Annotated in this window: 14 protein-coding genes; 5 read left to right on the forward strand and 9 right to left on the reverse strand. The window is 34.1% G+C overall.

The features are described 5' to 3' along the window. Window positions 1–22 precede the first annotated feature (22 nt). From PBT91_RS08405 to tsaD, 6 genes are read right to left on the reverse strand one after another with little or no spacing between them, the layout of a single operon-like run. Window positions 23–1,198: a class I SAM-dependent methyltransferase gene (locus PBT91_RS08405; protein ID WP_270061334.1), complete on the reverse strand. Its 1,176-nt coding sequence runs from the start codon at window positions 1,196–1,198 to the stop codon at window positions 23–25. 10 nt (window positions 1,199–1,208) lie between these two features. Next, complete coding sequence (locus tag PBT91_RS08410) at window positions 1,209–2,297, reverse strand: AI-2E family transporter (protein ID WP_270061335.1); 1,089 nt, start codon at window positions 2,295–2,297, stop codon at window positions 1,209–1,211. A gap of 24 nt (window positions 2,298–2,321) precedes the next feature. Continuing rightward, window positions 2,322–2,834, reverse strand: a complete 513-nt coding sequence (locus tag PBT91_RS08415) for a TrmH family RNA methyltransferase (RefSeq protein WP_270061336.1) — start codon at window positions 2,832–2,834, stop codon at window positions 2,322–2,324. A 5-nt stretch (window positions 2,835–2,839) separates the two neighbouring features. Further along, window positions 2,840–3,487, reverse strand: a complete 648-nt coding sequence (locus tag PBT91_RS08420) for a DUF4159 domain-containing protein (RefSeq protein ID WP_270061337.1) — start codon at window positions 3,485–3,487, stop codon at window positions 2,840–2,842. Further along, on the reverse strand, window positions 3,487–4,200 hold the full coding sequence (locus tag PBT91_RS08425; protein ID WP_270061338.1) for a 16S rRNA (uracil(1498)-N(3))-methyltransferase: 714 nt from the start codon (window positions 4,198–4,200) through the stop codon (window positions 3,487–3,489). The genes PBT91_RS08420 and PBT91_RS08425 overlap by 1 nt, the downstream gene beginning before the upstream one ends. 2 nt (window positions 4,201–4,202) lie before the next feature. Then, on the reverse strand, window positions 4,203–5,222 hold the full coding sequence (gene tsaD, locus PBT91_RS08430) for a tRNA (adenosine(37)-N6)-threonylcarbamoyltransferase complex transferase subunit TsaD (protein ID WP_270061339.1): 1,020 nt from the start codon (window positions 5,220–5,222) through the stop codon (window positions 4,203–4,205). 162 nt (window positions 5,223–5,384) lie between these two features. Between tsaD and PBT91_RS08435 the strand changes: the two genes are divergently transcribed. The 4 genes from PBT91_RS08435 (at window position 5,385) to PBT91_RS08450 (ending at window position 11,847) form a co-directional block, all read left to right on the forward strand. Continuing rightward, window positions 5,385–9,734, forward strand: a complete 4,350-nt coding sequence (locus tag PBT91_RS08435; RefSeq protein ID WP_270061340.1) for a translocation/assembly module TamB domain-containing protein — start codon at window positions 5,385–5,387, stop codon at window positions 9,732–9,734. A 100-nt stretch (window positions 9,735–9,834) separates the two neighbouring features. Beyond that, a complete protein-coding gene (pfkA, locus tag PBT91_RS08440; RefSeq protein ID WP_270061341.1) occupies window positions 9,835–10,821 on the forward strand; it encodes a 6-phosphofructokinase in 987 nt (328 codons plus the stop codon). Continuing rightward, window positions 10,821–11,186 (forward strand): methylglyoxal synthase, encoded by a 366-nt coding sequence (locus tag PBT91_RS08445; protein ID WP_270061342.1) that lies wholly within the window; start codon window positions 10,821–10,823, stop codon window positions 11,184–11,186. Before pfkA ends, PBT91_RS08445 begins: the two co-directional genes overlap by 1 nt. Before the next feature lie 13 nt (window positions 11,187–11,199). After that, window positions 11,200–11,847 carry an acyloxyacyl hydrolase gene (locus PBT91_RS08450; protein ID WP_270061343.1) on the forward strand — a complete coding sequence of 216 codons (648 nt, stop codon included), beginning with the start codon at window positions 11,200–11,202 and terminating at the stop codon, window positions 11,845–11,847. A gap of 14 nt (window positions 11,848–11,861) precedes the next feature. On the opposite strand, the gene PBT91_RS08455 is transcribed toward PBT91_RS08450, so the two are convergent. Together PBT91_RS08455 and PBT91_RS08460 are read right to left on the reverse strand one after the other, a co-directional pair. After that, window positions 11,862–12,389: a 5' nucleotidase, NT5C type gene (locus PBT91_RS08455; RefSeq protein ID WP_270061344.1), complete on the reverse strand. Its 528-nt coding sequence runs from the start codon at window positions 12,387–12,389 to the stop codon at window positions 11,862–11,864. A 25-nt stretch (window positions 12,390–12,414) separates the two neighbouring features. Beyond that, window positions 12,415–13,299 (reverse strand): phosphatase PAP2 family protein, encoded by an 885-nt coding sequence (locus PBT91_RS08460; protein WP_270061345.1) that lies wholly within the window; start codon window positions 13,297–13,299, stop codon window positions 12,415–12,417. A 173-nt stretch (window positions 13,300–13,472) separates the two neighbouring features. Between PBT91_RS08460 and mgrA the strand changes: the two genes are divergently transcribed. After that, window positions 13,473–14,471, forward strand: a complete 999-nt coding sequence (mgrA, locus tag PBT91_RS08465) for an L-glyceraldehyde 3-phosphate reductase (protein WP_270061346.1) — start codon at window positions 13,473–13,475, stop codon at window positions 14,469–14,471. A gap of 49 nt (window positions 14,472–14,520) precedes the next feature. Here mgrA and PBT91_RS08470 read toward each other — a convergent pair whose 3' ends face one another. Then, a complete protein-coding gene (locus PBT91_RS08470) occupies window positions 14,521–14,907 on the reverse strand; it encodes a RidA family protein (RefSeq protein WP_270061347.1) in 387 nt (128 codons plus the stop codon). Window positions 14,908–14,919: the final 12 nt, after the last annotated feature.

A 14,919-nucleotide genomic window follows, 5' to 3' on the forward strand; every position in this document is an offset into this window, starting at 1 on the left:
TTTTAAAATGGTTGCGTCGCAGTTAAGATTTTTTACAAACAATAACTATTTTTTCTTCTTTTAGATTGGTGATGAAGAATAAATAATCATTACCGCCATCTTTAATATTATATTTTTTTTTGATACTCAATACATCCATAGGGAAATTACGCGTGCTAATATTGGCCTTTTTCCCTTTAAACTTTTTCTTTAATTCTTTCGATCCAAAAGCTATAATTTCAGTAATTTGAAATTTTCTTCCCGGGAAATTTATATTTTTTTCTGAAGTAAATAAATGAGAGTTTTGATGAAGCTTTTTTACCTCAAATTTATTGGAAAGTTTACCGAATAATTGACTTTTCATGATCGCAGCGTTCGGCTCGTAAAGATAATTTTCAGGCAAACTGTAACTGGGTTGTTCTTCTTCATCTAAGATCGTTTGAAAGTTTTGATCATCTTTCTTACTGAAGTTTTTAGTAATAATTTTTACTGTTGAAGTACTATCTTTTTTTAAAATCCAAAGCAATTCTTTCACCTCATTTTCGACAGCTACAATATGAATTTCAGCTACAGATTTCAGTTCAGAAATGCCTAATTTTAGATCGAGTAGAGGGGAAGTCTTTATTAGAATATGATCTGATTTTTCGAATAATAACTGTAAATTTTCAACTACATCTGGAGTACAATCTGCCAGGCGAAAAACTTTCCCACCATGATCATCTCTTCTAGCGGGGTCTAAATAGATCCAATCGAACTTAAGTTCTTTAGTTCTTAAAAATGGGAGCCCATCACCAGAGTTCACTTCAATATTTTCAACTTTAAGCGCTTTATAATTATGCTGAACGATTTTAGCTAGATTCTTATTTAATTCGTTGTAGAACAGGTTTTCTACATTTTTCGCAAAGAAATAGCTGTCGATGCCAAATCCACCGGTAAGATCGGCTAAACGCTTTCCTGAAACCAAAGACGCTTTATATTCCGCAGTAATTTGCGAAGAAGTTTGCTCTAAATTTAATTTTGGTGGATATAAGATATGTTCATTTTCAAACCAAACAGGCAGTTTTCTTTCAGCGATTTTTCTTCCTGAAATTTGAGTAGCCAGTTCAGCCGCACTAATTTTTTCAAAAGGACTTCCTTTTAAAACCAATTTAGAAATATCTGCTCGAAGATTTTCATTTACAAATTGCTGAACTTCGGGTTTTAAAAGTTCCATATTCATAAAGTCGAAATTATAAATCGCGGGTGAGTCTTTTTACAATCTTGTAATCACTTAATGATTCTTTTGCAATCACTTTTATAGCGGTATAAACGGGAACGGCAACCACCATACCTACGATACCAAAAACCAAACCTGCAATAAGAATAATCAAAAATATTTCTAATGGATGTGATTTTACACTGGCACCAAAAATCATTGGCTGTGATATCAGATTATCAATTACCTGGCAAATCGCATAGCCTAGCATAACATAGATTAATTTGGGTAAAATAATTTCTTGAAAATCTGCTCCCAAATTACTTGAAATTACAAAAAGTGCCATAAGTATGCCGGCAAACACAGGGCCTAAATAAGGAACCAAATTTAAGAAAGCACATATAAATGCGATGGCTACAGGATTATTAATTTCAAACAGTGTAAGCAAAATCATGTAAAGGATAAACAAAACTGTAATTTGAAGCGTTAACCCCACAAAATATCTGGAAAGCAGTATTTTAATTTTATTAAAAACACGTACAAATTTTTGCTCTTTCCCACGATCAGCAAAAACAAGTATACTATTTAGCATTAACTTGCTATCCTTTAAAAGGAAAAAGGAAATAAATATTACTGAGAAAAGCGCTACGATAGTTGCTCCTAATATGCCGAAAACATTATTTAAAAATTTAGGAATTAAACTTACATCTAGACTCCTAACAAACTGACTTTCTTTTAAACTTTCTATTAGGTTAATCTCTTCAATACCTAGATAGGCATTTATCTGCGCGTTTAGATCGTTTAAGTCGCTTTTAAAAGCCTCGATATCAATACGACCTAGATACTGACTTTGCTCGATTACAATTGGGACAAAAACTAAAATAATCCCTACAAAAATCGCTAAAACCAAAAGTAAAACGATAATTACCGAAATTTGGTTGGGGATTTTTAGACGTTGTCTAAGAAAAATAACCACTGGCCGCCCAATCAAAGAGATGATAGCAGCAACAACTATATAAACGATAACCGACTGGATTTCGTAAAGGAAAAACAATAAAATCATGATTCCTAGAGCGATACCAACGGCTCTTAATATTCCGTACGAAAATTCTTTAGCATTCACAGGCTAAATATAGGATTTTCTAATTTAAGCGGTCAAGCTTTTTGTGATTTCATAAAGAGAAATTCCTATAGACTGTGCCACATTCATACTAGTATTATTCCCAAACATGTCGATATGTACAACTTCATCACAAAGCCCGAGGAGATTTTCAGAAACTCCAAAATTTTCATGGCCGGCAATAAGAACTATTTTTGCTGAAGTTTCTATCTTTAATCGTTGAAGAGGGATGCTATTTTCAGTAATTTCGAGAGCAATTATTTTGTAACCTTCGTCCTTTTTCTGCTGAATAAGGCTTACCGAATCTTTCAGGAACTGAAAATCTACATATTCGTGCGTACTTCTTGAAGTTTTCTTTAATCGGTTGCTGTTTAAATTAGGTTCTAATCCGCAGAAAATAATCTTTTCAACATGAAAAGCATCGCTCAATCTAAAAATGCTTCCAATATTCGCTTCTCCTGAAATATGGTCTAAAATAAGCGTAACAGGAAATTTCTTAGAACTGAATTTATTTTGGGAGTGACTAAGCTGCGTGTCCATTCTTATTAATTTTCAAATGCATATTTGATGATATTGGCGCCCATTTTTAGCGCTTTCAAGCGAACTTCTTTGGGATCGTGATGTACTTCTTCATTCTCCCATCCGTCACCTAAATCACTTTCAAAAGTAAATAGTAACACTAATCTATTATTATCAAAAATGCCTAATGCTTGTGGACGTTTACCATCATGCTCATGGATTTTTGGTAAGCCATTTGGGAATTTATATTCTGAATGAAAAATAGGATGCGAGGCTGGTAATTCTTTTAGTTCCTTATCAGGAAAAACCTCTTTAAGTGCTGAAATTAAGTATTCGCGCATGCCGTAATTGTCATCGATATGTAAAAATCCACCACCTAAAAGATAGTTTCTTAAGTTTTCGGCTTCACTTTCAGAAAAGATGACATTCCCATGCCCTGTCATATGCACAAAAGGATACATAAAGATTTCTGGCCCTGCCGGATTTACAGTAACTGGTTTTGGATCTAATTGGGTCGCGATATTTTGATTGCAAAATGCAATAAGATTTGGCAGACCGGTAGGATTTGCATACCAATCGCCACCACCATTATATTTTAAAAGTGCAATTTTTTGAGCTTGTATAAATTGAAGTCCGCCTATAAAAAGTAAGACCAAAAAGCACTTTTTAATCATTATTCAGTTTCATTAATTAGGTTAATGGTATGGCAGGCTACAATCCCTGCAGTTTCTGTACGTAATCGGCTTGTGCCTAGACTTACTGGAGAAAACTCATTTTCTAATGCCGCATCAATCTCTTCTGTAGAAAAATCACCTTCAGGACCAATTAATATTAACGTATCGGTTTGGGCAGCAGCTGCATTTTGCAATAAAATCCTGGGTTTGTTTTCTTCGCAATGCGCAATAAATTTTTCAGCTTTAAAAGATTGTTTTATAAATTCTGAAAAAACCACAGGTTCGTTTAATTTGGGCATTCTAAAATGTAGTGATTGCTTCATCGCACTTTTTAAAACACGCTCATAGCGATCTAGTTTTACAACTTTACGCTCTGAATGATCGCAGAAAACCGGTGTTATTTCATCTACCCCAATCTCAGTAGCTTTTTCTAAAAACCATTCGTATCGATCGTTCATTTTGGTAGGTGCAACCGCCAAGTGCAGCCAGTATTTGGGCCGAGGTTCTTTTTCGGTATCGATAATTTTAGCAACGCATTGTTTAATATCTGCATTAATAATCTGCGCTGTAAATAGCAAGCCTTTGCCGTTTGTCACTTTAAGTAAAGCACCCTCTGTTCTGCGCAATACTTTAATTATATGTTTGCTTTCTTCTCTGCTAAAAACTATTTGTTGAGCAGATTCGTCGATATCTGGCTGAAAAAATAATTGCATACTTATATTTTATATCGCGCCTGTGCGGTTGTCGAATAATCTGAAAATTCTTTTTTCAGAAATTTATAGTGTCCTGCAATGGCAATCATGGCAGCATTATCTGTAGTATATTCAAATTTGGGTATAAAACACTTCCATTTATATCTTTTTTCGGCATCTTTCAATGCGTTTCTTATACCACTGTTAGCGGAAACCCCGCCACCAATAGCAACCTGGTTAATCCCTGTTGTCTTTACCGCTTTTTTTAGTTTATCCATTAAAATCTCTACGATAGTATATTGAATTGATGCACAGATATCTTTCAGGTTCTTTTCAATAAATTCTGGGTCTTCTTTCACATGCTTTTCAACAAAATAAAGCACCGCAGTTTTAAAGCCGCTAAAACTAAAATTTAATCCACTTACTTTCGGTTTAGGAAACTTAAAAGCTTTAGGATTTCCTTCTCTCGCGTATTTATCGATTAGAGGTCCTCCCGGATAAGGCAGACCTAAAATTTTTGCACTTTTATCAAAAGCTTCTCCAACGGCATCATCAATGGTTTCGCCAATAACTTCCATAGAAAAGTAATCGCTGACTTTTACAATTTGAGTATGCCCACCACTAATCGTCATGGCTAAAAAAGGAAATTCTGGTTTTGCGAATCCATCTTCTTCAATAAAATGTGCTAATATATGCGCTTGCATATGATTAACTTCTATTAATGGGATACCTAATCCCATAGATAAACTTTTTGCAAAAGAAGTTCCAACTAGTAGAGATCCCATAAGTCCCGGACCTCTTGTAAAAGCAATTGCAGATATATCTTTTTTACCGATATTTGCCTTGGCAATGGCTTGATGAATCACAGGAACAATGTTTTGTTGGTGCGCCCTAGAGGCAAGTTCTGGAACAACACCACCATATTGTTGATGAACTTCTTGAGTAGCGACAATATTACTACGTATCTTGCCGTTGCAAAGTATAGAAGCAGCAGTATCGTCACAAGAGGATTCTATTCCTAAAATATAGATATCTTGGGCCATATTTGGGTTGTTGGGCATAAATATTGATAATTAGAACGCAAAGTTAAAACATAAAAGCATATCAAAAAATTCTGGAAAATATTAACTAGAACATTGGTTGGATTGCTTTTGCTGTTTATACTACTGCTTATAGTTTTTTCAATACCGTCGGTTCAAACTTCTTTGGCCGATAAACTTACCAAATCTTTAAAAGAAAACAATAATGTGAATATAGATATTGGCCGTGTGTCGCTAAGTTATTTTGGCGACGTTCAGGTTAATGACATTTATATTGAAGATCACCACCAAGACACATTAATATTTGCTAAAGAAGTAAGAACTTCAATAGTTGGCTTAGGGAATTTATTGAATGGTTCTCCAAAACTTGGAAAGACCGCCGTACAGGATTTTACGATGCGTATGCGTAGATACGAAGGTGAAGATCTGGATAATATGGGTGTTTTTATAAGTAAATTAAGTTCTGAATCCTCATCCAACAATAAACCTTTTAAATTAAGTGTTTCGAATCTTCAGGTACTGGATAGTCGATATAGTTTTATTGATGAAAATAATAAGTATCCTGAAATTATCAAATTTGATGAATTGAGCATTAATGCTGATAATTTTGGAGTTGATGGAGCTGAAATTACGGCAGATATCAAATTAATTAGAGCGCATGACAGCCGTGGAATGCAAATTAAACGCTTAAGTACAAATTTTCTCTATAATCCTACCAATATGAAGCTAAGTGAGTTGGAGATTATTACAACTCATTCAGAAATTTATGCCAATTTAGATTTTAACTATCAGGAAGGCGATTTTGGAGATTTTTTCAATAAAGTAAAAATAAAGGCAGATTTTCACGAATCTGAAATTTCTTCTAATGATCTTCAGGTTTTTTATGACGCTTTTGGAGATGATGAATCTTTAAATTTAAGCGCTAATTTAAGTGGTAATTTAAATGATCTCCAGATGAACGATGTGCAGCTTTTTGGTTTGGATCGCAGTGCTATCTACGGAGATCTTCATATGAAAGGTGCTTTTACAGGTGAAGCGGAAGATTTTGAACTAAGTGGTGATCTAAGAAATTTTTCTTCGAATTACTATGATTTAGTTAACTTTTTACCAGGAGTTTTAAGTGGAACACTTCCGCAAGAACTTAGTGCTTTTGGGAATGTAAGAGTGGATGGGAATACAAAAATCACCAGTTCTTCTGTGGATTTAAATATCAATCTAACTTCTCAATTGGGATCGGCTACCGCAAAAGTTTATTTCAATAATCTGAATAGTGCTAATGCGGGTTATGCTGGAAATTTAAAAGTAAAAGATTTTAATTTAGGAAGGTTAATCGAAAACAAAGAAGTAGGAAAAACTTCTTTTAATTTAGATATTGACGGAACTGGATTTACCGCAGATAATTTAAATACAAAACTTAAAGGCCAAATTTCAAAATTAGGTTTTAAAGGATATAATTATGCCAATATCCGTGTGATTGGGAACATGCGTGCACCGGTATTTAACGGAAATCTGGCAATTAACGATCCTAATTTAAGAATGGAGTTTAATGGTCTCGCAGATTTATCTTCAGATGTTAATAATTACGATTTTGAAGCTTCTGTAGCCTATGCCGATCTTTTTAAAATGAATGTTATTGCTCGTGATACGATTTCTATTTTTAAAGGAGATATTATTATGAATATGGCGGGCACAAATATTGACGATGCTGTTGGTCAAATTTTATTGCTGAATACTTCTTACGAAAATCAGATGGATATGTACAGATTTGATGATTTTAGCATCAAATCCAGCTTTGAAGGTGACATTAGGACAATCGCCATTAATAGTCCAGATGTGCTTAGCGGAGAAATGAAAGGTCGCTTCAGGTTATCTGAATTAGAAGCTTTATTTCAGAATTCTATAGGTTCAATTTATACCAATTATGAGCCGAATGTGATTACCAATAATCAGTTTATGGAGTTTGATTTTGATGTCTACAATAAAATTGTCGAAGTTTTTTATCCAGATTTAACCTTATCTCCCAATACTTTTTTGCGTGGTAGAGTAGAGTCTGATGAATCTGAATTCACACTTAATTTCAGGTCTCCAGAAATCGATCTTTTTGATAATATTTTTCAGGGAGTAAACCTTCAGGTAGATAACACTAACCCTATCTATAATACTTATTTTGAAGCCGATAGTGTTTCTACTGCGAACTATAATTTTTCAGAATTCAGCTTTATTAATGTAACACAGCGCGACACCTTATTTGTACGTTCTGAATTTAAAGGTGGAAAAACCGATGAAGATGTTTTCAATATTAACTTATACCATACGATCAATAAAGAAAATCAATCTGTGGTAGGAATTCAGCGTAGTGATCTTACTTTTAAGAAAAACACCTGGTATATTAACCAAAACCGAAATAAGAAAAACAGAATTGTTTTTGAAAACAGCTTTAAAGATATCATCATAGATTCTTTAGTGATGAATCATGAAAACGAAGAAATTCGATTAAGTGGTGTTGTTAGCGATTCAACTTACAAAGATTTACAGCTAAATTTTAATAATGTTGATCTTCATAAAATCACACCAGAAATTGATAGTTTGGATATAGGTGGGATTTTAAATGGTAAGTTAGATATACTTCAGGAAAAAGGTGCTTATTACCCCAATACTTCTATGCTAATAGATTCGTTGGAAATTAATGAAATATTGCTTGGGAATATGAATTTAGACGTCTCGGGTAACGAAGATCTTACCAAATACGAGATTAATGCAAAGCTTCAAAAGGAAGGCATAGAATCACTTTCAGCTAACGGAGCAATAAATGTTGAAGGCACACAGCCCACGATTGATTTAGAATTAGCCCTTCAGAAATTAAATATGGCGGCATTTAGTCCGTTAGGAGGCGATGTATTAAGCGATATTCGTGGTTTAGCATCAGGTACGGCTACAGTAACAGGTAATTATAAAAATCCAGATTTTGGAGGAAGCCTTTTCTTAAATAAAGCAGGATTAAAAATACCTTATTTGAATGTTGATATTGATTTTCTAAATCAAGCCGAAGTCATTCTCGATCAGCAGCAATTTATTTTTAATGATATTGATATTCGGGATACCAAATATAAAACGCGTGGTATTTTGAAGGGAAATATTGCACACGAGAATTTTACAAAATGGTTTTTGGATCTGGGGATAACCACCGATAGATTATTGGTGCTGGATACAGAAGCCGACGAAGATGCTCTGTATTACGGTACTGCATTTATTAGTGGAGATGCAGGCATTAAGGGGCCAACAGATCAATTAGTGATAGACGTAAACGCGGCTACAGAGGAAGGAACAATTTTTAAAATTCCGCTAAGTGATCAAGAATCTGTAGGAGATAATTCTTATATCCACTTTTTAACTCCGGAAGAAAAGGCCGCACGTGCAGCAGGTAAAGAGATTGAAATACCTGAAGTAAAAGGAATAGAGCTTTTGTTTGATCTTGATGTTACCCGGGATGCTGAAGTAGAAGTAGTAATCGACCAAACAAGTGGTAGTACATTACGTGGTCGAGGCGCAGGAAATTTACTTCTAGAAATTAATACTAATGGTAAATTTAACATGTGGGGCGATTTTATCGTGTATGAAGGTGTTTATAATTTTAAGTATGCTGGTTTAGTACAAAAAGTATTTAATGTAAAATCTGGCGGAAGTATTAATTGGGACGGTAATCCATTGCAGGCAGAATTAAATGTTAGCGCTATTTATTCGCTAAATGCCAATCCTGCAGTCTTATTAGAAAACCCTTCAGTGAATCGAAAAATCCCTGTAGACGTTGTGATCAATCTACAAGGACAGGTAATTCAACCAGATATTAATTTCGATATTCAGTTTCCAACGGCAAGTTCTGTAGTGCGTTCAGAATTAGAATATCGTATGGACGATAGGGCAAGCAGAGAGCTACAGGCATTATTTCTAGTAACACAAAATGCGTTTTACAGCGAATTTGGATTAAATCAAACTGCGATTACCGGTACGTTAGCTGAAAGAGCTTCGAGTATTGTAAACGATATTTTTGCCGATGATGATGGTAAATTTCAGGTAGGTGTTAACTACGTTCAGGGAGATCGTACCCCAAACCAACAAACAGTCGATCGATTTGGACTTACATTGAGTACCCAAATTAGTGAAAGAGTACTTATTAATGGAGCAGTGGGAGTTCCTATTGGTGGTACTACCGAATCGGTTATTGTTGGAGATTTGGAAATCGACTTTTTGTTAAATGAAGATGGTTCTTTAAGAGCTACGGTTTTTAATAGAGAAAATAATATTCAATTTATAGGTGAGCAAATTGGATTTACCCAAGGTGTTGGATTGTCATATTCTGTAGATTTCGACACTTTCAAAGAATTGATTAGAAAAATAGCAAATAAAGAATTGGAAAGCTCCAATACTCCTCAGGAAAATGTAAATGAGAAAATTGAAGCTAAAAACTCATTAGCTCCAGACTATATCAACTTTCCATCTGAAGATACAGATTTATAAACACTAAAAATAATTGATAATTTGAAGTCAATTAAATCCCAGTTCGCTTACTATTTTCGTGTTTACTTTGTAATTTTACAATCCAAATTATAATTATTTTATGAGTAAAAGAATTAAACGAATCGGAGTAATAACTTCTGGAGGTGATGCACCTGGAATGAATGCTGCAATTCGCGCTGTGGTTAGAGCATGCTCTTATTATCATGTTAGCTGTGTAGGTTTTTTTAATGGATATAACGGGTTAATAAACGGAGAGTTTGAAGAGCTTGATGCTCGTAGTGTACGTAATATTATAAATTTGGGAGGTACTTTCTTAAAGAGTGCTCGTTCTAAAGAATTTAGAACAAAAGAAGGAAGAGCTAAAGCTTATCAAGTTCTCAAAAAAGAAAAAGTTGATGGATTGGTTTTGATTGGTGGTGACGGAACTTTTGCTGGGGGACAAATCTTTAGTAAAGAATATGATATTCCTGTTATTGGTGTACCGGGAACTATTGATAATGACATCTTTGGAACTTCACACACTATAGGCTATGATACTGCTTTAAATACAGTAGTTACGGCTATAGATAAAATTAGAGATACAGCAAGTTCTCATGATCGCTTATTTTTTATAGAAGTGATGGGAAGAGATGCTGGTTTTATAGCGCTAAACACAGGAATTGGTGCAGGAGCCGAAGAAATTTTAATTCCAGAAGAAAATTTAGGCTTAGATCGATTACTAGATTCTCTAGAAAAGAGTAGGCGATCGGGGAAGTCTTCGAGTATTGTTATAGTTTCTGAAGGGGATAAAATAGGTAAAAATGTGTTTCAGCTTGCCGATTATGTTAAGGAAAATCTGCCTTATTATGATGCCAAAGTTACAGTTTTAGGACATATTCAACGAGGAGGAGTTCCTACATGTTTTGATCGTGTATTAGCAAGTAGACTGTCTGTAAAAGCTGTGGAATTATTGTTAGACGATCAAAAAAATCTGATGGTGGGTCTTAAAGATGATGATATAATTTCCTGTCCTTTAGATGATGTGATTCATGAGAAACCATCTATAAATAAAGATTTGCTTAGAATTTCTGAAATACTTTCGACTTAATGAAAACAATTGCGATTATTGCTCATAATGGGAAAAAAGCTGAAATGGTTCAGTTTCTAAACGAATATCGATCGGTTTTAGAATCAAAAGAAGTGCAATTAATTTCTACCGGTACGACCGGTAGCAAAGCCGAAGTTGCCGGATTTAATGTACATAAATTATTATCTGGTCCGCTTGGTGGCGATGCACAAATCGCGAGTAGACTAGTAGAAGGAAAGGTCGATATGGTGGTTTTTTTTAGAGATCCTATGGATAAACATCCTCATGAACCCGATATTTTTATGCTAATGAGACTTTGCGACGTTCATAATATTCCTTTAGCTACAAATCCGGCAACGGCAAAACTTTTAGTGGAAGGTATTTAAATAAATTTATGTCTTGAAGAATACTAAACCTCTATTATTTATTGCGATACTTTTTTCATTTTACAATTCTTTTGGGCAGGAAAATAAATCTAATTATCAAGGTGAATTTTATAAATTCGGTTTTAACTATGGGTTTGGAAGTGTAGATAATCCGGTCTTTACAGATGATGATTATTTATATGATTTTCAGCTTAGAAAAATTGAGATCTACTATAAAATTAAAGAAGGAATTTTTTATGATTTAGAATTTATTTTTCAGCCAGAATATAATACCGTTAAACATCAACTCACTAGTGATAGGTATATTGTGGGTGTTAATCATCCCTTAATTGATAGAGTGGAGGAAATGAAAACACTTAAAAAATTTCATGAATATATAATGAATTTTGGGATGATTGCTAGAAAGAAAATCGGCCATTCAAGTAGTCTTTATTTTCTTGCTAGTATTGGTCCAGGTTATTTTGAGAAGACCAGTGAACGTATGGAAAAAGGAATTGGTTTTTCTGATAATTTGGCAATAGGTTTTAGTTACGATATCAACCGATTTTTTTTGGATTCACGGATAGGTTATCGCCATGTTTCTAATGCTAACATCAATCAGGTGAATGATGGATATGATTCTTTAGTAATAGATATTGGTATAGGATTTTATTTATTATAAGAATACTATTTGCTTTAAATCTCAAAAAAATCTAAAACTTCTTTCCAGTTTTTTGCTCTGGAGTGGTTCTTAACTTTTAGGTTGTGGAAAGCCTCAAAAAGTAATGTTTCTCCCTTAAAAGGATCAAGATTTTTTGGGTGATCATCAATCATAAAATCTGTATTGATAATACTTTTATTTCCGCAGAAAATAATATTCTTCCAGCTTATAAAAGGAAAATGATTTTGTAGCCAGTTTCTTTTTTCAGTAAAACTAATTGGGAATTCCATAGCGGCTGAGACCACATAAATTTCGTAGTTTTCTTGTAGTTTTTGTACTGCATGTATAGCTCCATCCATAACTGGAGCAGTTTCGAAGAAATGTGATGAATTTGCGTACTTTTTTATAATGCCCTTTACAGGAAAAGCTTTAGATTCAGATTTACCTCTTATATCTTCGCGAGATAAATTTTCATTATATTCCTTATTATACCAGGTTATAAAATGCGTTTCCACATCTACCATCACACCATCCATATCTATGGCTATAGATTGTTTTTTCATTAATTTTTATTCTAAATTAGAACCACTAGAATTTTCCTACAACACCTATCGTACCAGCGCCCATGGTTAAATGCCAACTCACTTTGGTCTCTTTTCTTAATTCAGGATTATTTTTCATTAATGTTTGCTGATCAAGATATTTATCTACCGAATCTACTACGGCGATAGTCAAAGCCATACTTAAAGCCACATCGGTAAGCCAGTGAGCTCCTTGCCAGAGTCTGGATACTGGTGAAACCATTCCTGCTAAGTATAAACCTCCTTTAACCCAGGGACTTTCAAATTGCTTGCTTAAAGCGTAAAATGTCGTAAATGATAATATGGTATGTCCTGAAGGAAAGGAATGGTAAGTACCCTCTTTAGAAAATGGTTTAAAAGATAATCGATCTCTACCATCGCCGGGACGGGCTCTTCCCGCAATATTCTTAGAAATAGTTTGTATAAGTCCTGCACTACTTGCTGCTGAAATCATTAAAATTCCCGTTCTTCTAATTTTAGGACTTTTAGTGAATAATCCAGTAAAATAGATTAATCCGGTAACTCCATAGTTGTTCTGCGGACTTCCAAAATACCATCCAAATTCTTTGATAACGCCCGGAACATCTTCTTCTTGATCTCTAAAAAATTGATGAGCTTCTTCATCCATAAGATTCAGTCCTGCGGTTCCTATAGCCGTTCCCAAAAAAAGACCGATATCATCATTTTGCCATTGGAAAGGTCTAGAATACGTGTATTTTAATCCGCCAAACATAAGTTCAGCATCACTTTTTAGGGTTTCCCAGGTCGATTCATCTGGATTATTGAAAGTAGAATTAAATTCAGGAGTTCCTTCCTGAGACACTACTGAAGTTGTTATTACTAAAAGTAAGCTCTGAAAATATAGCTTTAGATTAAAGCTTTTCAATTTCATCTTTAAAATTTTTTACAAATAAATAGTATTTACATAAATTAAACATCTTATTAAAGATTTTTTTAATTTGAAAGTCCACAATGGTCAATTTTATACAAGTATTTTTTTGCCAAATTAAGGGGTTATTTGCATTGTTTTCCTAGCTTGTAGCCTTGATAATAAATAAGTTGAAAATGAATAAATATCAGCCTAAGGAAGATAGGTACATTAAAATGAAATATCGCCGCTGTGGTAAAAGTGGCATTAAATTGCCGATGATTTCGCTAGGATTATGGCACAACTTTGGGGATATTGACGATTTGGATAGTGCTAGAGCTATTTTAAGGACAGCTTTTGACAATGGTATTACTCATTTTGACTTGGCTAACAATTACGGACCGCCGTACGGTAGCGCAGAAAAAAACTTCGGAAAAATTTTTGCTGAAGATTTTAAACCCTATCGGGACGAATTGATTATATCTTCTAAAGCAGGTTATGATATGTGGCCAGGACCCTATGGGAATTTTGGTTCAAGAAAATATTTAATAGCAAGCTTGGATCAATCACTGCAAAGGATGGGATTAGATTATGTAGACATTTTTTATCATCACAGACCAGACCCAGACACACCTTTAGAGGAAACTATGGGAGCTTTAGATCAAATTGTAAGAAGTGGTAAAGCGTTGTATGTAGGCGTATCTAATTATCCCGCTGATAGAACTGCCAAAGCTGCTAAGATCTTAAAAGAACTAGGAACTCCATTTTTAATACATCAACCAAGATACAACATGATAGATCGTTGGGTTGAAGAAGATAAGCTGTTGGATACTCTAGAAAATGCTGGACTTGGTAGTATTGTATTTTCTCCGCTTCAGCAGGGAATTTTAACAGATAAGTATTTAAATGGCATACCTAAAGGCTCTCGCGCAGATAAGGAAGGAACCTATTTGCAAAAAGATCGAATTACTCCTGAACTTGTAAATAAAGTGCAACAATTAAATGAAATAGCAAAAGAGAGAAATCAAAGTCTGGCGCAAATGGCTGTTGCCTGGTTGCTTAAAGATGAGCGTGTAAGTTCAGTTTTAGTAGGAGTGAGCAAGATAAAGCAGCTGGAGGATAATATTTCAGCTTTAGACAATCTTGAATTTTCTTCAGCAGAATTAGAGAATATCGAAAGCATACTTCAAAATTAAAAATATCAAAAAACCTCGAATCTATATTCGAGGTTTTTAATACTTCATTTTATTCTATTACCGCAATAGCGCTTATTTCTACATTTACAAACTTCGGTAAATTGGCAACTTCTACAGTTTCTCTTGCAGGAGCAGTTTCAGCTTCAAAATAAGTTGCATAAATTTCATTAATTTTACTGAAGTTATTCATATCACTTATAAAAATAGAGGTTTTAATCACATTTTCGAATGTGCATCCAGCTTCAGTTAAAATCGCTTTTAGGTTATCCATAACCATTTTAGTTTCCGATTCTAAATCTCCAGTTTCCAAATTTCCGGTTACCGGATTAATTGCTATTTGTCCTGAAATAAAAATCATATTTCCGGTTTTTACAGCCTGATTGTAAGGACCAATAGGAGCAGGGGCTTTTTCAGTTTTTATTATTTGTTTTTTCATAATCTTTATTTA

It is taken from the genome of Zunongwangia sp. HGR-M22 (genome assembly GCF_027594425.1).
GTDB lineage: Bacteria > Bacteroidota > Bacteroidia > Flavobacteriales > Flavobacteriaceae > Zunongwangia.